The organism is Pseudomonas sp. GM24 (assembly GCF_000282235.1).
Taxonomy (GTDB): Bacteria; Pseudomonadota; Gammaproteobacteria; order Pseudomonadales; family Pseudomonadaceae; genus Aquipseudomonas.
On sequence record NZ_AKJR01000062.1, the window covers coordinates 1 to 18,421 of the forward strand.

The following is an 18,421-nucleotide window of genomic DNA, read 5'->3' on the forward strand; positions in this document are numbered from 1 at the left end:
ACCACTTCCAGCACAGCGACAAAGGACACCTGCTGGTGTTCGGCGACGACCAGACCGTGTTCCCCGATCTCGGCCAGCCGACCGCGTACGTGCAGGGCAGCGGCATGGTCGCCGAAGAACCGGTGATCAAAGGCTTCAAACTGCGCCTGGAAACCCGCACCAGCCGCACCACACGCCGCGACTACGACTTCGAAAAACCGCGCCTGCAAATGGAAGCGGCCTACAAACCGGACGGCGAGAGCACCGAGCCGGATCTCGAAGACTACGACTACCCCGGCCGCTTCATCGACCGCGCGCGCGGCAAGTTCCTCAGCCAGCGCGCCCTCGAACGCCACCGCGCCGACTACCGCCAGGCCGAAGGTCGCGGCGACCAGACCAAACTGGTCAGCGGCCACTTCATGGCCATGTCCGACCACCCGCGCAGCGAGTGGAACGACCTGTGGCTGCTCACCGAACTCTTCCACGAAGGCAAACAGCCGCAAGTCCTCGAAGAAGGCGTGACCAGCGACACCACCGACAACAAGGACGACTTCCACCAGGGCTACCGCAACACCTTCCTCGCCACCCCGTGGGACGTGTTCTACCGCCCGGCGCTCGAACACCCGAAACCGCGCGTCCTCGGCAGCCAGACCGCCGTCGTCACCGGCCCCGCAGGCGAAGAAATCCACTGCGACCAATACGGCCGCATCAAAGTGCAATTCCACTGGGACCGCGAAGGCCTGGCCGACGACAAAACCAGCTGCTGGCTGCGCGTCTCCAGCTCCTGGGCCGGCGACCGTTACGGTGCGATCAGCATCCCGCGCATCGGCATGGAAGTCCTCGTCACCTTCCTCGAAGGCGACCCCGACCAACCGCTGGTGACCGGCTGCCTGTACCACAAGGAAAACCCGGTGCCGTACGCCTTGCCGGCGAACAAGACTCGCAGCGTGTTCAAGACGCTTAGCTCACCGGGTGGCGGTGGGTACAACGAACTGCGTATTGAAGACAAGAAAGGTGCGGAGCAGATCTACATTCATGCGCAGCGCGACTGGGATGAGAACGTTGAGCACGATCAGAAGATTCGGGTCGGGAATGAGCGTCATGACACGGTGGTTAAGAACACCTACACCGAGCTGAAGGCTGAAGAACACCGCACGACGATTTCCGACCGCAAGATTGAAGCGAAGCTGGATGATCACCTGACGGTTGGGCAGAACCAGCATGTGAAGCTGGGGACTGCGCAGCTCACCAGCGTGGGGAAAGAGATTCATCTCAAGGCTGGGGACAAGATCGTTATTGAGGCGGGAACGGAGCTGACCATCCTTGGGGGTGGGAGCTTTATCAAGCTCGATGGCGGTGGTGTGACGGTGGTTGGGCCAGTGATCAAGATCAATGCCGGTGGCTCGGCTGGCTCCGGCACAGGGATCGGGATTAAACCGCCGGTGCTGCCGGGGGCGGCGGATAAGGATAAGGCGGGGAGTTTGATGGATCAGGCGTTGTTGAATGCACCGCCTGAGAAGGTTAAGCCGAAGGCTTTTTTTGTGTTTTCTGAGTAAAAGACATGAATCGTGCTTTTAAGAAAAAATTGATTATGGGAATGCCAACTGCATCTGTCCCGGTTAGCATGTTTTTTGGTCGAGCTAAAGTGCTATTGAAAATGACAACTTTAACTGCGAAGTCATCAAGTCCGATGGTCGCCAAACAGGAATGGGTTGAGTCAAAGAGCTCGACTGTAAGCTTGCAGGAAGCAAAGAATGACTGACTCCTCGACCCAAAGCACAACTCCGGAAATAATCGTTCCGACGATTAAGTTTGAGTTTCCCATAAGAAAGTCCGATGGGAAGCAGTTTAAAGATGCCGAAGAGATTTATCAGGCTATCGGAACTGAGACGTCAGGGCACTATTTACTGGGAAATAACAGATTCTGGCATGGTGGAATCCATATTAGTGACCTAAGTGCGCCTCAATGTGTACTACAGGAACCTGTGCGTTGTATTGCTGATGGTGAAGTTGTCGCTTATCGCTTGAGCAAGGATTACTTGACATCAACCTTCGGTGAGGGCGAGGGCTCTAAGTCTCTGAAGTATACTAATTCTTTCTGTTTGGTGCGTCACGAATATCATTCACCACCAAATACCGAAGAAGGCGCGAATAAAGGTAAACAGAACAAGCTGACATTTTACAGCTTGTACATGCATTTATTACCGTTTGATCGGTATCCATTGTCACCAGAAGAAGCGCCTAATCAAAGAATCAAAATGATCGCCGGTGGTTTTACTGCGCGTAGCGACGCTAAGGGTGAACCTGGTTGCCATACTTATGGAGCAATCGCTGCAGGCACAGAGTTTGAGATTCTCGAAAAAAAGGGAACAGTTGAGGTTTATGCCAAGGGCAAAATTCTTAAGGGAAGTGTGGCAGGCCGCTCTGTGGGTCAGGAGGCTTGGTTTGCCTACAAAAAAAATGGTGAGGTATATCCTCGAACAACAACTGGTGGCGCCATTGCAGGACCAAGTTGGTTCGAAGTTTTACCTCCGCAGCGAGAAAAACCGAATTATTGGCACGGCAAAGTAAAGGCGACAGTAGGGCCACAACCTTTACCGATATACAGCGCTCCGGCAATACAAGCCAACGGGCAAAATGCGGGGCCACCAGTTGGCTCTATAGCATTGGTAGCTACAAGTGTTGTTACTTTCGACAGCGAAAAAGTTGTCAACCTGAATATCGCTGGAGAGACTAGGCGCATGGCCGAATGCACGCTAATTAGCGGCGGCCCCGGAGGGGGCGGAGCGGTGCCGCCAACGTTTTGGGCTTGCGTCGAAAATGAGCTTCCATCGCCAGCGATGCGGTGGGATACAGTGACTCCCGTTGATGAGGCTTTTGAGAAAGTCGTCATTACCAGTATCGGTATCAAGGCAGGAAATCCTATTGGTTACTTAGGCCTGATGGAAAATCTTCTTGATGAGAGCGGTGAGGCAACTCGCAAGCACCAGGTTCATATCGAGGTCTTTACAACAGATCAAAAATTGGAAGAGTTTTTACAAAATCCAGCTGGGTTGGCCACTGGGAAGAAATTTTTGCGATTGTCCGCAAATAAAACTTTGTTAAAAAAGCCTCCCCAGACGGGAGTTGTGGAGTTGGTTTCGGACCATGCCATTGAACTGAGTAAAGTTCCAATATTCAAAAATCCAGATGAATGGTATGAGCCAAAGGTTGAAGAGGATGGCCAAAGTAAAACAGGCCTAATCGCAAAAGGCGAAGCGGAGATAATCTCTCAGCACGATTGGGAAAAGCTTGGCTTTCGGATTGTAAAGGAGTCGAGTGCTGTCGCAGATGGCTTCCTTGATCCAGATGATATGCCAGAATTTTTTAAAGGCCTATACAGTGACCTAGATAGGCTTGGAAACGCAGACGGGAAAGTTACACCAGAGGATTTTCCTAAGGCATTGCAAAATGCTGAGCTTAGGTCTCATTGGTCAAAGCTTATTGCCTATCATCCAACTGAGTGGAAGGACACGTCCAGCGAAGCGAAGTGGGGTAGATTGCCGCAGATTTTGGAAGGCTCACCAAAGACGCTCGCCCATGAGAAGACACGTATCGATAAATTGGTGTTCTGGAGTGAACTGTCTGGTAAGGCAGAGGTTCCTGCTGATGGACTTGTTTGGCATTTTCATCCGATAGAGTTTATTGAATATATCAAGGTGAAGCCAAAGTTTGAGTTTACTTTGGATATGATGAAAAAGATCTACCCCGGACTTGGCCCGTCGAAATATGTAGACCTTCAGGCGATAGCTGACGAACTCAACGCTAATATTGATTTCTTTAAGCTTGATACACCACTGCGCAGGAGTCATTTTTTTGCACAGGTAATGCAAGAGACAGGACCCACACTAAGTGTGGAAGAAAGCTTCTTGTGGAAGGCTACTTCTCTAATAGCTACGTTCTCGTACTTTTCGAATAATCCTAGTGCGGCACATGCCCTCGGTTATCAGACTGTTAAACCGATAAAGGCCGATGGGACTTCGGTGACGCAAGCGGATTATGTAGAAGTCGCTAATCGAGCATATGGCGGCCGAGCGCAGTTAGGGAATGGAGATTATGCAACTGGTGATGGTTGGAAATTTCGCGGGCGGGGACTGAAGCAGTTAACGGGAAGAGTAAACTATAGAGACTTTACAACATGGTATCGAAGTAATTTAAGCAGGTGGCCAAATGAGGATCACGATTTTATAGAGACCCCAGATTTGTTAGTTCAAATGAAGTATGCGGTTCGTTCGGCAGGCTATTTTTGGGTAGACCATAACTTGCACATAAGGGCAGATGCAGGGCCAACGGAAGCGGCGGTGGATTCAATTACAGATATTGTAAACTATAATACAAATAGTCGCGTAGCAAGAAAGGAGAATTTTAAAAAAATATGGGAAGGAGAATATTTCAAATGAACAAATTCTTGCATGTTGATGTGCAGATAAGAAAGTTTTTAAGAGTTTTTCTTGTGGTTTATGTGTTTGGTTGTTTTGTATCTGCAGCATTTGCAGAAGAAGAGCAGGACGCGGAGGATGTTACTCTTTGTAGTGCTCAGGAAGATATCTATTTCAGCTGCCCGCTTCCGGCTGGGAAAATTGTTTCCGTATGTGCATCAGGTAATGTTAATCCGAACTCCGGTTATGTGCAGTATAGGTATGGTGTACCTGGAAAAATAGAGCTTCTATATCCACAAAGTAAAGTTCCTCCCAAAGGCCGTTTTTATGTAGTTAATGCCTCTGAAGGTAGCGTGAGTTTGAATATAATAAAATTTTATAATGGAAGGTATACATATCTTGTTTCGCAGGCATATAGAAGTTTTTTAACTGTTCTAAAAGATGGAGAGCTTATTTCTAGAAAGTCTTGTGAGAGAGGAAGCTACTCATTCATAAATCGAAAGGCGTTAAAGGGTCTTGAGTCGCTCCCGAAAAGTGCTGAAGATTTTAAGTGAGATTTCGTGACGGGATAAAGTGAGAGAAACGAATAAAAGGGACGGATTTATTTATTAAGGAAAAGGGACGCAAGGAAAAGGGACGGATTTATTTTTTAGTCCGTCCCACAGGTACCTCTTACGTATTCACTGTCTGCCTCACCGCTATCAATTCTTACAAATGGTCCAAAGCGCGTTCCACCATAATTTGTGCACCATCGGCAATTCGGACAAGGGCCACCGCTACGGAGCGGTTCGAGCCTTCGATGTCGTCCGCTAGTTTTGCGGCGATGGCGCTGATGGACAGCATGTCTTGACTGTGAGAGGGGACGGATTTATTTGTTGCGCCAAAATTCTTTGATTTTGAGGCGGAGCGTAAACGTATCCGTTTCGATGGTGGGAAAATTTCTTCGATGGCTGATTCAATGAAAAATATATATTTGCTCCCTTGCTTTTTATCGTTAACCTTTTTGCTATTCAGTTCGGTCGCATTTTCTGCGAGTTTCGACTGTGGCAAAGCTTCGACGGAAGTAGAGAGGAAAATTTGTAGTTCTCCTTCTTTGTCCGCAATGGACGAAAAGCTCAGTGAGGTCTTCAAACCGATAAAAAATCGGCGAGCTTTACAAATAATCGAAAGTGAATGGCTTGAGTCAGAGCGTAACTCTTGTGAGTCAGTGGAGTGTTTAGAGGACTCTTATGTTCGGCAGATACGCTTTCTGTTGCCGGTTCCTATTGCGCCTAGGCCAAATCAGAAAGATATTAAGTTAATGTTGGGTGATAAGCCGTACACACAGTTTGAGCGCTCATGGAAGGTCATTGATTTAGCATGGCTTCCCAATGAAAAAGGGGCTGTCGAACGATTTGTGATCTCCGCAGAAATAATTTCAGGCATGTTGCATGTCATCGTGTTTGAAGGGCATTTTGATGCGGCGATGATTGCGTACCGGGGTAATCTATATGAGTACGTTGATCGCAACGACAGGCCGGTATTGCACACGATTGCGAAAGATATCGGTTTTGATGGTGCTCTGAGTTTGGGTTCAAACGACGAAGGGAAAAGGTTTGCGGGAATCTTTGATGGGGCGTTTTACTATCGACAGCAACTCTCTAAGAATCAGCTGCGGGGGATGGTTTATAAGCTCGGTTCAAAATCTCCGCCATTGGAAAGCAGTTTGCTGTTCCAGCAGTGGCCAAATACTGATGAAAATGCTGTTAGTGGTTTGACATTCGGTTGGGGTGGTGAGTATGGAAAATTGCAAGCGTACTACTCGCACACCTCAGGGTATGAAACGATAGCGCAGGCTGGTCGGCCCGAGGCCGGTTGGAATATATATGCTCCGATTTGGAGCAAGTCACGGCCGACGTTTTATTTCAAGAATGGTGATGAAACTATTTGGCGTGCCAATGTTGCGGATAAGACGTTAACAAAAATTGCGAAGGCTAGTGATGAAGGAATGATCCAAAATCCTACCCCTGTCGATATTAATGGGCGCGAAGCAGTCGTTTATCTGAATGGATCTACTCTGAAAATGGCTATCTCCCTTGAAGAATAAGCACGACTTAAAAATACACTTTCGCAAGATATTGTTGGAATTTGCCTTGAGTAAATATCTTATTCCGGTGCTGCCCGCCGTGCTGATTGGTGGTTTATCTCTGTTGGGGGGACATGCATTTGCTGACGATGCATGTGTCGATATCACTACGAACTCTCAGAGGGAAAGATGTTCTGTGAGTGCCAAGGTTGCTGCAGATAAGCAGTTGAATACCAGTTATCAAGAACTGATGGTTCGGCTCGAAGGTGGATATCAGACCGATCCAGTTCTTGCGGCGAGCCAAAAGGCAACGGTTCAGGAGGCTCAGCGCGCCTGGATCAAACTGCGCGATACCGATTGCCAGGTCGATGCGTTGGAGACGGAACCGGACTCTTCGGCGCATGTGGCAGCGGTGAACAATTGCATCGCCAGTATGAGTCGTGACCGTTCAGTGTTTTTGGACAATATCGCGTCCGATACCGGGAGTGGCCCGACATTTGGACGTGGCTCGTGCCCTACGCAAGACTTTGGACAGTTTCTTCCAGCATTCTCCGCTAATGCCGAATCGCAGAAGCGACTAACTGCGCAGGCCGTGAAGCTGCTGGTATTAAAGGGGACGTCGGATATAGGGCGGATTGTGACCTACGTTACTGCGGAGGTGGGACGCGATATGGCGTTTCCCTTAATGGTGGCCGTGCCCGATGGGAAAGTGGAAGGAATAGAGATCGAGAAGGTGGATGACCGCCACGTTAACGTTGTGGATAAACGCGCCGGCAACAGCAATATCAAGATTTTCAACTTTTCGCGGAAGTCATGCTGGACGCTTGATGGGGTTGAGGACTGGTCGATTCCTGATAAAGAGCTTTCTGTAGCCAGTACGCGGAAAATGAGTCGTGCGGAGAATTTCTGTTGGCAGCGCGGACAAGGATTTGCTGGCTTGGGCGGCCTTGAGCAATACCGACTGACAGGAGAACTTTTTGAGGCGACTTTGGAAAATTACCTGTGCGCGGCCGCTTCAGGCGATCCTATATCTAGTTCGGCTGCGGCCGGGCTAAGTCTGTCGGGTATGGCCCCGCAATTGGAATACGGCAAAGTTGAGGCTCTTTTCAAGGCAGCAGCCGTTGATTCGCCGAGCGGTGCTGAGTCGTTGGCTGGCTTCTATTGTTTTGGCAATGAATTGGCCGGTTCAGGACCCTGCCAGCGCCCGCTGGACGTTGAAAAAGAGTTGATTCGTGCTACCACCATGGGATCAACGCATGCATTCGTTTCGTTAGGCGATTATTGGAAAAGCGGCGATCTAGGAAAGAAAGATACTCCTCGCGCCTTGGCCTGTTATCAGCTTGCTGCCGACAAAGGTAACGACTCGGGCATCAATGCGATTAAGCGACTTCAGTCCGAAGTGGCCGAACCGATAGTGGCCAGCAGCTGCTTTTAGTGCGGTTAAGTGAAGAAGGGCGTTTACAGCGCCCGGCGCCTTTTCACCTCGATGTGATCAAACGCGTTCCGCCATCATGGCTAACGCGTTTTCATATGCGCTGAGCCAGAATCCGCAGCGCTTAAACGTTTAATACTTGAGCATCTGACGACTGCGATTTTCCTTTAAACTCCCCACCCCAAGGAATGCGCTCAGGACACGGAATGCCAGCCACCACGATCTCGCTTCGCCCCGCGCTAGTGCTCTGGCTATACGCCGCCGCAATCGTGCACATTCTCGCCGGTCTCACCCTGACCTGGGCCGGGCATTCCGGTTTACTCGACGGCTATCTTGAAGTTCTCGAACTCGCATTCTGGGGCGCCGATGCGGTACCTGCGGCCGGCCACGAACAACAAGTCTGGTGGCTCGCGCTGTTCGGCGCGACGCTGCAAAGTTATTCGCTGTACATGCTCGCGCTGGTGCACTTGGGCAATCGCTTGAAAACCCCGGCAGTCTGGGGCTGGTTGAGCGCCGGCATCCTGTTATGGGCGCCGCAGGACATGTGGCTCTCAGCGCAACAACAGGTCTGGTCGCACCTGTGGCTCGATGGTTTTGCGTTGCTGGTGCTATTGCCGCCGCTGGTTTGGTTGTATCGGCACGACCGCCGAAAATCGCCACCAGAAAAGATGCCGAGTCAGTCCAACCCGTTTGCCGGCAGCGCTTTCAAACGCGTGCTGATCACCGGCGGTACCGGGTTCATCGGCGAAGCCTTGGTCAATCAATTACTCGACGCCGGCCACTCGGTCAGCGTACTGACGCGCGATCCGTTGAGCGCGGCCAATATATTCAACGGCCGCGTCCGCTGTGTGCATTCGTTCAGCGAACTCAGCCACGACGAAGCCTTCGACGTACTGATCAATCTCGCCGGCGCCCCAGTCGCCGGCCCACGCTGGACTCCCAAGCGTCAGGCGCAACTGCTCGCCAGCCGAGTCGGCACCACCGAAGCGTTGATGACCTGGTTGAAGAACGCCAAGCACAAACCAACGCTGTGGATTCAAGCCTCGGCCATCGGCTTCTACGGCGTGCGCGATGCCGGCGAAAGCCTCGACGAACACGCCAGCAAGGGCGACGGCTTCATGGCCGAACTCTGCGCGCGTTGGGAAGCCGCCGCGCAACCGGCCACCCAGTTTGGCGTGCGTCAGGTGGTGCTGCGTCTCGGCGTGGTCTTCGGTCCGGGTGGTGCGTTGTCGCCATTGCTGCTGCCGTTCCGCCTGGGTTTCGGAGGGCGTATGGGCGACGGTCGGCAGATCATGAGCTGGGTGCATCGCGACGATGTGCTTCAGGTGATCGCGCGGGCTTTCAACGACGACACTCTGCGCGGCACCTACAACATGGTCGCGCCCGAAACGGTCAGTCAGGCAGCGTTCTCCGAGCAGGCCGGCAAGGTCCTCAAGCGCCCGGTGTGGTTCCACATTCCCGCCGCGCCAGTGCGTGCATTGGCAGGGGAAATGGCTCAGTTGTTCTTCGACGGTCAGCGCGTGGTGCCGCAGCGTTTGACTGAAGCTGGGTACTCATTCCGTTTTCCAACCCTCGACGCCGCTCTGCGCGATCTGACCTGAGGATCGTCCATGAGCAAGCCGTTGATGTACCTGCTGGCCGGCAACGGCAGCGCTGCCGATTGGTGGGATGACGCGCTGCCGCACTTCCAGCGCTACGACGTGGTGCCGCTGGAGTTGCCGGGCTTCGGCGCGAATCCGCAGCCGCCTTGCGAGGATCTGGCGGACTACGCGCAGACCTTGTTGGCGATGACGCAGAAGGGCAGCGCGATCATGGCAGTCGGGGTCAATGCGTTGCTTGTATTGCATGCGTTGCAGCATCGGCCCGGACACTTTTCCCGCAGCGTTTTGTTGGCGCCGGTCGGTGCGTTTTTGTGGCAGCGTCGATTGCCGGCGCTGATGTCGCCGCTGCCGATCCGCAAGACCATTCACTGGCTACTGTCGAACAAACCCACGCTGTTCGCGCGCAAGTTTTCCAACCAGACCTGGACGCCCGCGCAGTACCAGCGCATGGGCGCCGGCTATGCGCGCTGCCGTGCGTTTGTGCCGCACTGGGATCTGATTCGCGCCGATACCGCGTTGCCGCTGCTGGAGTGGATCACCGATCCGGTCGAGCTGGTCTGGGGCGATCAGGACGCGGTGCTCGGCATCGAGCAAGCGGCGGCGTGGTCGGCGATTCTCGCCCGCGCAGATCTGACCATCAGCCTCAAATCTGGTTGGGGTCATTACCCGTGGATCGACTCGCCCGCGCAGTTCGTGCAGTGGCTGGAGTCGGGCGAGCGCGGGTTTGTCGCGCATACCAAGGGCGGGCGTTTGCGCTTGGCTGAACTGGCGCGGCAAGCGGTGCCGGCAGCGCTGACGCTCAACGATTGCAGCGATCCGCGCCTGCCGGCATTTCTCGCCGCCCAACCTGATGTGACCTGGGCGGTGCGCTCCTCCAGTTACGGCGAGGATCAGGCCGACTCGGCGAATGCCGGTTTGAGCACCACCTATCTGCGCGAGCCGTCCGCCAATGTGCCGAAACGCATTGCCGAACTGACGGCCGAAGGCGTCGAGGAAGTGGTGGTGCAGCGCTTCATCACCCCGGTAGTTTCCGGGATCGCCTTCGTGCGGCATCTGTCGGTGGAGCTGGAGTGGGTTGAAGGTCATCTCGAATCGCTCGCCGACGGTCACGTCAGCCCCTCACGGGCAACGCTTTCGCGGCTCGGCGATGCGTGGCGCAGCGGCACGTTCACACCGGCCCACGGCTTGACCGAAGACCTGCTCTGGCACTTTCTGCAAGACGTGCTGCGCGTGTTCCACTACGTATCCGGCGACGTCGAATGGGCCTGGGACGGTGCGCAACTGTGGCTGCTGCAATACCGGCCGATCAGCGACTACGGCTGGCGCCGGCACCTGACTGCCGCCAACATCGCCGAGATCCTGCCGCCGCAACCGAGCGTGCTGGTGGAATACGCCCAGCGCCGAGCAGCCGCGAGTATTCCGGCGATCATGGCGCGTTGGGATGCGCGGGTGTTGCAGGACAACGAGCCGTTCACCGCAGTGTTCGGCGGCGCGTCCTACATCAACAATGATTTGTTCCTCGCCCGGTTGGCCGACTGGGGCATCAGCGCCGATAACTACGCTGGTGAAGTTGGCGGCGCGACGCCACATCTGCCGTGGCAACCGCTGAAGATGCTGCGTTCGTTGCCGCTGTTTTTGCGTATGCAACGCAAGGCTCGCGGCCATTTGCTGAATCTTGAAAACGGCTTGCAGCGCTTCGATCGGGAACTGGCCGAACTCGTCGCCCAAGCTGCCGATGGTCAGCAATTGGCGGACTGGTTCACCCGGTTTTACGTGTTCGTAGTGCAAGGCAATCTGTGCATCGCCACAGCGCTGGCGAGCAGCGGCGGTGACTGGCTGGGCCGCCCGCCGACCGCTTACGACAACCTTGAAAACAGTCCGCATCGATTGCCGTGGGAAACCGATCCTGCTACGCCTCGGCCCGCGTCGAGCGATCTGCCGCTGCAGCCATTCCCGCAATGGCCAGGGCTGATCCGTCTCGCGCATTCGAGCGGCCTGCCGGGCTTGCGCGGCTACTACCTGCAAGTACGCGAGTGGTATCGCGACAACCTCATGCGCATCTTCTTCCGTCTGCACCACGCCATGCCACTGTCGGATCGCGAACATTGGTTTGCACCGCACCCCGATGTGCGCACCCGCGATGGCAGCTTTTGGCAGGACGGTCGCGAAGGTGCGGAGCAGGCGACCGGGTTCATGATTTATCCGGGGCAGGTGCAAGGCATCCTCGGCGCCGACATCCTGCTCGAAGACACCCTCGATCCGGGGCGGCACGCGCATTACCAGACGGCGCGGGCAGTGATTGCGCGGATGGGCGGACGCTTGTCGCATGGCTCGACGTTGTTGCGGGAATTGCGCAAGCCGTCGGCGGTGATGCCGCAGGTGGATCCGGCGTGGGTGGGGTGTGAGGTGTTGTATCGGGATGGTGAGTTGGAACTGATGAATTCGAAGGATAGGAAGTGAAACTACGATACCTCCGCGAATTGATCTTTGGTCTGGTCGCGTTTTTACAGGTGGATTATGTGACTGCCGCAGGTCCTGTATTGGTCGGTAACGAGCCCGGCCAGTCGCCGGTTGCGCAAGGCCCGACCGAGACAGTTGTAGACATGGGGTCGTGTCGGTTCTCCATGCCGCTGCTGCAGAACCAATGGCTGAAGTTCGACGATTTCTATTCGGTATTTATCGCAGCCAAACAACTGCCCAAACCGTCAAGCGCCCCCAGCTTGTGGCAAGCGCAGACGTCGAGTGGTGCCGACTGGCACTTCGATAAACATGGCGACCTGAGCCTGCCGTGGTTTGGTTTGATGTGTGAAAACTCGGAGTACTTTTCGCTTCTCACCGACTGGAAACCCCCGGTAGAAGATGCGTTTGCGGTGCAAGTCCTGCGTGACGACAACGACCGCAGGTGTCCGGCGACCCTTACCGATCAGGGCTGGCTGCCCAACTCTCTGGCGGGTCGTGCGAATACCTACACCTTCGAACAATGGGGTGGGGAGAACTCTTCGGGTTTTATCTTCGGTTTCCACGACAAGTCACGACGGCACATTACCCGCATCGCTTTTTGCCTGCTGAGGGGTAAAGACGTGCTGATTGGCTCGGCGGAATCGGGTTCATCCGCCCCGCTGGCGATCAGCAACGAAGAGTTCGAGAAAATCAGGAAAGCGGTGCGCGGCATTGCCTTCAAATGAACACACCCAAAATGCATTGCCTCGATGGAGTTACAGCGTGAAAGGATTTTCGGTTCTTCTCGGCAGCTTGGTATTGGCTGCCGCGTCCATCGCATTCGCTGCCGATCCAACCTTCAAGGATTACACCGTCACGCCAGTTTTCACCGGCCCCAACCATAAGCTGGTGCCGCAAGAAAACAGCAGCCCAATGATGGATCAGGCACGGGTGCAAGCCCTGAAAGGCAAGGTCAACTTCGCCGGCCATTACATCCTGCACAGGCTCGGCTGTGGCGGCAGCGCCATTTGCGGCGAAGTGCTGGACGCTCAGACTGGGGAAGTCGTTGGCGGTCTACCGAATGCTTACGACGGCAGCACGTTCGGCATGGTTTACCAGCCCGACAGCAGCTTGATTATCGTGTCCGGCATCACGCTCGACGGCGAAGAAGATGCCCAAGGGAATGCTTTGGAAAGTGGTAACCGGGATCGTTACTACGAGTTTGTGAACAATGAGTTTCGGCTGCTGAGCATGACCGACGTGGAATCGTCGCCGATGGATGAGGAGTGAGTGGATGAACCGTCTTCTCGCGGGCAGCCTTAAGTGGTTGATGATTGTCATGAGCCTGACAGCTTCAGCCAATGCCTTGTCTGAAAATATTCAGATCGTGGGGGTTGGCGGGCACTTAGTGACATTGAAGGACAAGACATGGGGCAGGCCTGCTGCGGAGGCGGCGGTTGCCTCGTTTACCGCCAATGGAAAAACGTTTCCCCTCTATGTACCCGCGGTGGGTACTGAAACGCATGAGGCTTGGTTAAGTCCCGACAAGAAAACATTGCTCCTCCTTCAGACTCTGTATGGCGTTGTCATTGGCCAGGAGGGTGAAGAAATCCCAACAGAGGAAACTGGTTGCGGGGTCATTTCGATGGAGACCGGTTGCGTGCTCAGTCAGCCTGCAGCCAGGTTTTGCTACGGCAAGTGGGAGGGCAATCGGTGGACTTCCGGGGAAGAGGATGCGCCTGACCTCGTCATGCAGACGCCGTCTCCAAAGGACTTATTGAAGCAGGTCTCAAATATTGAGATGCCACAATCTCGCGTGGAAGAACTCGCATTCAATCTTCGCACTATAAGTCCAGAGTCCTATATGGCTTGTCACCCACCGTCGCGCAATGTTCAAGCGTTCAACGACCTGGCTTTCTACTTGGCCGAGGGCGGTAGAGATGAGCTGGCGCTGAAGTTTTATCGCGGCGTTGAGGCCGTTGGTAAACGCACGGTACTGATGTTGAACATCGCTGATTCACTCTGGCGCCTCGATCGCAAAGATGAAGCGCAGCGCTATTACAGCCAGTACCGCGACGCGATGAGCGCCGACGGCAAGACGCAGAAAATACCTCAACGTGTCGTTGAGCGATCCGCCATTCAGGGAATGAAAAATTGAACATGTTTGTGCGTTTTATCGCGTTGTCCTTTGGATGCCTGTTTGCCTCCTGCGCGATGGCCGAGGACGACTGCAAAGAAATCACCGTGAGCGCCCAGGTCGATCGGTGTGTGGAGGCAGCTCGCAAAGAAGCCGACACACAACTCAATGCCAGCTACAAGAAGCTGATGGGACGGTTTGAGGCTCAACAACGGCGCGACCCTGAGCAGGGTAAGGCGCTGGTCGCAATGGCCAGAGAATCCCAGCGCGCCTGGATCAAGCTACGCGACACCACCTGCCCGCTTGAAGCCACGGAAATCGAGCCTGGGGTGGCAGCGCATGTCACAACGGTTAACAACTGCATGGCCAGACTGAGTCTGGAACGTGCGGCTTACCTGGACACAATCGTCGCTGATGAGCCGGGTAATGTGGTCGATCTCAACAAGGTGTACCTGTCCGGCTCCCTGCGCTTCGGCGATGTCGTGGCACGTTATGTCAGCACCTTTGGCAGCCCATGCCTGACGGTCCAGATACTGGCGCCCAACGGCGGTTGGAGGGTGCTGTCCTCCAAGCGGTTTTGCAGTTTTGACGGCAAATCGTTTTGGAATGGTTATGCCAGTGCATTGTTTGAGGATCATGCATTTGCTGCCGATGGTTTACACCTGACGCTCAGCTTGTTCGAGCTTCGTGGGGAAGGAGAGAAGCGGCTCGCTTGTGTGATACCGATCCAGAATGAGCGAATTAAAGAACTGAAGTGCGGCGCGCCTGAACCCGGTGCCTAATCGGACAAGCTCTATTGGGGTGTATTTGGACATCATTTGATTGAATCAAGGATTGAAGAAAGTGAAACGCGTATTGCAGAGCGTTCTCTGCGCTCTAACTTGTTGTGTCGCTGTACCGGGTTCTCCCGCGCTTGCTGCGCCCCAAGTCCTGAAGGAAATTCCGGCTAGCTTGCTGGGTGATGTATCACGGCAAAACGTATTTGTTCTGGAAGGAGATGCGGACGAGGCCTCCAACCGGTTATTGATTGCGCCGATGCAGGCACGTAACGAGGACATATTGCTCGATACGTCGAAGGCGCTGCCTCTGATCAAGAGTCAGTACTCGTCTGCGCTTCAGGGTGTCTTCAGCGTCCATGTACTCAAAGGTCGCCCTGGCGTCATGACTGTCATTGATCCGCAGGCTGAGGAAGCTGTGGTCAAGCAGCCGTTCGTTGAGGCTGGGGATTACATCGCGCTGGTAACCAGCGAGGAAGATAACGCGGTTTACAACTTCAACCTGTTGTTCGCCTTCAACAGAGGTTCAAAGCAGTTTGAGCTGAAAGCTCTGCTGGAAGTGGCGAACAACGACTCCTGTGACCGGTCGCTTGTCAGCGTAGTGGAGTTGCCGGTGCAGACGTTGGGCCCAATCACCCTGGCCTCTTTCGATGGGCGTGAGGCGCTGCAGAAGCTGCAGGTTGCTCGTACTGGCAGTATTAAGGGCGTGAGAAAGAAACTGATGACCGTCGATTCGGCTGATTTGCTGGATATGGCGCTGGCAGCCTACCGAAAGGGTGATGACTCTTCCTTCAAGGATACGATGAGCTACGCGTTGATGGGCGGTGGCTCGCATGACACTTGTCCCCCGGATAGCTATATCGCCGCAAAGTACTACTACCCGCAGCGTCCCGGCTGGTCCAACGACCTCGGTTTTCTCCTGGGCGAGGCGGGTTACTACGCTGAGTCCATTGAACTGTTGAATGCGGTAATTGCACACAACCCAGAGCGGACGGTGGCTTACCTGAATCTCGCAGATAGCTATTGGGCTATGAACGATAAAGAGCGAGCGGTGCCGGCGTACAAGCAATATGCATCGCGTATGTCGGAAGCGGGAAAGGTGTCGAAGATTCCTGCGCGGGTAGCTGAGCGCAGTGTTGGCGGATCCGGATCATGATCAAACTCAAGACGTTCTTTGAGCTGATCGTGGGTGTTTTTTTGGCTGCTTCGCTGGTTCCAGCGCATGCGCAGGAAGCCTGCAATCCCGACAGCTTTACCAATCGCGATTTAGTCATTTGCGGTCAGCAGACTTTCGAGAAAGTCGATGCAGTCTTGAATGAGCAATATAAGAAAGCGCTGGCCAGTTTGGCGCCTGCGGAAAAGATGCAACTCAAAGACGTGCAGAAGAAATGGGTGCGCTTCAAAGAAGGGTTTTGCGAGGAGATCTATCAAGGCACGTTCCCGGGTGCTGAAGCGCCGATTGATAGGCTTGGGTGTCTGGTGCAAACAACCAACGCACGTTTGGGAGAGTTGATTGCTCTGCAAACCGGGTTACCGCTGGACGGTTTTTACAAAGCCGCCACGGCCATGGCTGGGCAGGACCGGGAAAAAGGACTGGCGACTTCGATGGAGCGATTGGGTGGAGCAGCCTTCGAGGACCCGCTTTGGAAACAATACGCTGATGGGCATTGCGAAATGGCTGGTCGGCTGTTTCGTGAAGACTTCGCTTATTGCATTGTTCGTATGCGTTTTCAGTTGCCTATGAATCGTTGATGCAATGATTGGTTTGAAAGCGTTAGCGTTTCCTGCGTTTTGTTTACCTGCCCGCTGACAGAAAAGGACTCAATATTCCCTTGTAGTTGACTTGTTATTGGGGGAGCCGCGCCTCTAATATCCGCTCAAATCGCGATACCCGCAGGGTCTCCATGAAAAAGTCCAAACATGAACCAAAGCCTATGATGGCTGCCCGGTTCCAGGCCGAAGCTCGTGAAGTTTTGGCCAAGCGTTCCGATAAGCGCAGCCGCTTTCTGGATGTTGCTCTGTCCAATGGCAGTGATTTCGAGCCTGTCGGTCGCCTAGCTGGCTGAAGGTTCCGGATTCTCAAAAAAGCTGCCGTGATTGGCAGCTTTTTTTCGTCTGGGTTTTTACAGGTAGTTGCAGAAAGGGGACTTAACGTCCCCTTTTTTCATCCACAAACTTCGCTACGGCTTGGCCGCCACGCTTCGCACTTCAATCTGGTCGAGCGTCCCTTCCACCATCAATCTCACCCCGTCCGCCATTCTGCTCAGGGCGAGTGCAACCGAGCGGCGGGAGCCGTGGAGATCGTCGGCGAGGTCACAGGCGATGACGCTGATGGACAGCAGGTCTTCGGAGGCGTTGGCCATGAGGGCTTCGGCGTCGGTGCCGGGGGAGAGTTTGAAGAGGCCGTTTTCACGTTTGGGATGTGGTTCGACGGATGGTTTGAAATGGTGGTCGAGGGCGCGCTCGGCGGCTTCGTGGAATTTCTTTGATTCCAGGGTTTCGTAGGGCGAAACGTCTGGATTCTCTGGGGGGTTGGGTGTTGGTTTGATCATGGTGCAGCTTCCTGAAGTTATGAGGCCGACACCAATTCGCTTTGCACTTCGAATAGGTGGCAGCTGTGCGTTGGTGTGCAAGACCGGTTCAGGAACCCGGCAGACCCGAAGGTCTCCGACGCACAGCCGCCATAACGATCGGGAGCATAGGAAAACGCTCGGCGAAACGCCACTAACGATTGTGCACCTGAACCGGACTTGCACGTCCGAGTCACCGATTTTGCGGCGACACACAGAGCCTATCGATAGCCAGCCAACTCGCCTAGTTCACGCACAGCCCCGCACTTTGCAGGAAATTTCCCATAGATTCGCGGGCCGGAAGATCAAAAGATCGCAGGCTTCGCCGGCTCCTACAGGGATGTGTTTCAACAGGTGTAGGAAAGGTGAGTGGTGAGACGCGGAGCGTCTCGGGATGCATTCCCACGCGGAGCGGGGGAACGATCAGTGGGCGAGCGCTGAACCGTGACTTGGTGGTCATCGTGCGGGAAATGGTCCGCATCCTCTTCCAACAGCGTCAGATACTGGCGTTATCGTCCGAATCCCTTACACTGCCCCGGCCGTTCATTTTCCTTTTGAGGCTGTGCGCATGAAATTTCGTTTTCTTCTGTGGATGATGGGTTTGTTGATGGGTAAGGCCAGCCGGACAAATCCTGCGTTCCAGCAGCAGTTGGGTGACAAGGATTTGGTGTTTCAGTTGCAGACGCTGGATGGGAAAGTGGCGCGGCATTTCGTGGTCAAGGATCAGCGCATCACCAGCAAGTCTGGCGTGGTGGCAGAGCCGGCGTTTGCGATTGCGTTTAAAGATGCCGGTTATGGCTTCGCGACGATGCAGGCGAAGAACAAGCAGTTGGCGTTTATGCAGGGGATTCAGGACAAGTCGATCCAGCTCAAGGGCAACCCGGCGCTGGTGATGTGGTTTCAGGGGTTGATGAAGTATTTGAAGCCAAGAAAGGCTAAGGCTAAGGCTTAAGAAGGTGCTGGCTTGAACAGATCCATGCGCGCGCACTGAATAACGGTGCGCT

At 54.3% G+C, this 18,421-nt stretch carries 17 protein-coding genes; 15 read left to right on the forward strand and 2 right to left on the reverse strand.

The genetic code is table 11. From position 1 onward, the window contains the following. The 3 genes from tssI to PMI23_RS29245 form a co-directional block, all read left to right on the forward strand. Window positions 1-1,535: type VI secretion system tip protein TssI/VgrG (gene tssI, locus PMI23_RS09860; protein WP_007949790.1), on the forward strand; the 1,535-nt coding region annotated here is incomplete at its 5' end. Window positions 1,536-1,733: 198 nt separating this feature from the next. Beyond that, window positions 1,734-4,418: a glycoside hydrolase family 19 protein gene (locus PMI23_RS09865; RefSeq protein WP_007920306.1), complete on the forward strand. Its 2,685-nt coding sequence runs from the start codon at window positions 1,734-1,736 to the stop codon at window positions 4,416-4,418. Continuing rightward, on the forward strand, window positions 4,415-4,951 hold the full coding sequence (locus PMI23_RS29245) for a hypothetical protein (RefSeq protein ID WP_007920308.1): 537 nt from the start codon (window positions 4,415-4,417) through the stop codon (window positions 4,949-4,951). Before PMI23_RS09865 ends, PMI23_RS29245 begins: the two co-directional genes overlap by 4 nt. Window positions 4,952-5,105: 154 nt before the next feature. Here PMI23_RS29245 and PMI23_RS29985 read toward each other — a convergent pair whose 3' ends face one another. After that, complete coding sequence (locus PMI23_RS29985; RefSeq protein WP_238539527.1) at window positions 5,106-5,528, reverse strand: DUF6124 family protein; 423 nt, start codon at window positions 5,526-5,528, stop codon at window positions 5,106-5,108. Window positions 5,529-5,697: 169 nt separating this feature from the next. Between PMI23_RS29985 and PMI23_RS09875 the strand changes: the two genes are divergently transcribed. From PMI23_RS09875 to PMI23_RS29840, 11 genes are all read left to right on the forward strand, one after another. Further along, window positions 5,698-6,483 carry a hypothetical protein gene (locus tag PMI23_RS09875; protein WP_238539528.1) on the forward strand — a complete coding sequence of 262 codons (786 nt, stop codon included), beginning with the start codon at window positions 5,698-5,700 and terminating at the stop codon, window positions 6,481-6,483. A gap of 46 nt (window positions 6,484-6,529) precedes the next feature. Beyond that, window positions 6,530-7,897: a lysozyme inhibitor LprI family protein gene (locus PMI23_RS09880; protein ID WP_007949791.1), complete on the forward strand. Its 1,368-nt coding sequence runs from the start codon at window positions 6,530-6,532 to the stop codon at window positions 7,895-7,897. 203 nt (window positions 7,898-8,100) lie between these two features. After that, complete coding sequence (locus tag PMI23_RS09885) at window positions 8,101-9,495, forward strand: TIGR01777 family oxidoreductase (protein ID WP_007920314.1); 1,395 nt, start codon at window positions 8,101-8,103, stop codon at window positions 9,493-9,495. 9 nt (window positions 9,496-9,504) lie between these two features. After that, a complete protein-coding gene (locus tag PMI23_RS09890) occupies window positions 9,505-11,955 on the forward strand; it encodes a hypothetical protein (RefSeq protein WP_007920315.1) in 2,451 nt (816 codons plus the stop codon). Window positions 11,956-11,975: 20 nt separating this feature from the next. After that, on the forward strand, window positions 11,976-12,680 hold the full coding sequence (locus PMI23_RS09895; RefSeq protein ID WP_238539529.1) for a hypothetical protein: 705 nt from the start codon (window positions 11,976-11,978) through the stop codon (window positions 12,678-12,680). Window positions 12,681-12,717: 37 nt separating this feature from the next. Beyond that, a complete protein-coding gene (locus PMI23_RS09900) occupies window positions 12,718-13,224 on the forward strand; it encodes a hypothetical protein (RefSeq protein WP_007920317.1) in 507 nt (168 codons plus the stop codon). A 4-nt stretch (window positions 13,225-13,228) separates the two neighbouring features. Next, window positions 13,229-14,092, forward strand: a complete 864-nt coding sequence (locus PMI23_RS09905) for a tetratricopeptide repeat protein (RefSeq protein WP_007920318.1) — start codon at window positions 13,229-13,231, stop codon at window positions 14,090-14,092. Between the two features lie 2 nt (window positions 14,093-14,094). Further along, window positions 14,095-14,853, forward strand: coding sequence for a lysozyme inhibitor LprI family protein (locus PMI23_RS09910; RefSeq protein ID WP_007920319.1), 759 nt, complete (start codon window positions 14,095-14,097; stop codon window positions 14,851-14,853). A gap of 61 nt (window positions 14,854-14,914) precedes the next feature. Then, window positions 14,915-16,003, forward strand: a complete 1,089-nt coding sequence (locus PMI23_RS09915; protein WP_007920321.1) for a tetratricopeptide repeat protein — start codon at window positions 14,915-14,917, stop codon at window positions 16,001-16,003. Next, the gene (locus tag PMI23_RS09920; RefSeq protein ID WP_007920323.1) at window positions 16,000-16,599 is read left to right on the forward strand and encodes a lysozyme inhibitor LprI family protein; all 600 of its coding nucleotides are present in this window, start codon (window positions 16,000-16,002) and stop codon (window positions 16,597-16,599) included. The genes PMI23_RS09915 and PMI23_RS09920 overlap by 4 nt, the downstream gene beginning before the upstream one ends. Window positions 16,600-16,751: 152 nt before the next feature. Further along, complete coding sequence (locus PMI23_RS29840; RefSeq protein WP_007920325.1) at window positions 16,752-16,913, forward strand: hypothetical protein; 162 nt, start codon at window positions 16,752-16,754, stop codon at window positions 16,911-16,913. 114 nt (window positions 16,914-17,027) lie between these two features. Here the strand turns inward: PMI23_RS29840 and PMI23_RS09925 are convergent, their stop codons facing one another. Continuing rightward, entirely contained in the window at window positions 17,028-17,399 is a 372-nt protein-coding gene (locus PMI23_RS09925; RefSeq protein WP_007920326.1) for a DUF6124 family protein, read from the reverse strand. A gap of 586 nt (window positions 17,400-17,985) precedes the next feature. Between PMI23_RS09925 and PMI23_RS09930 the strand changes: the two genes are divergently transcribed. After that, complete coding sequence (locus PMI23_RS09930; protein ID WP_007920327.1) at window positions 17,986-18,369, forward strand: hypothetical protein; 384 nt, start codon at window positions 17,986-17,988, stop codon at window positions 18,367-18,369. Window positions 18,370-18,421: the final 52 nt, after the last annotated feature.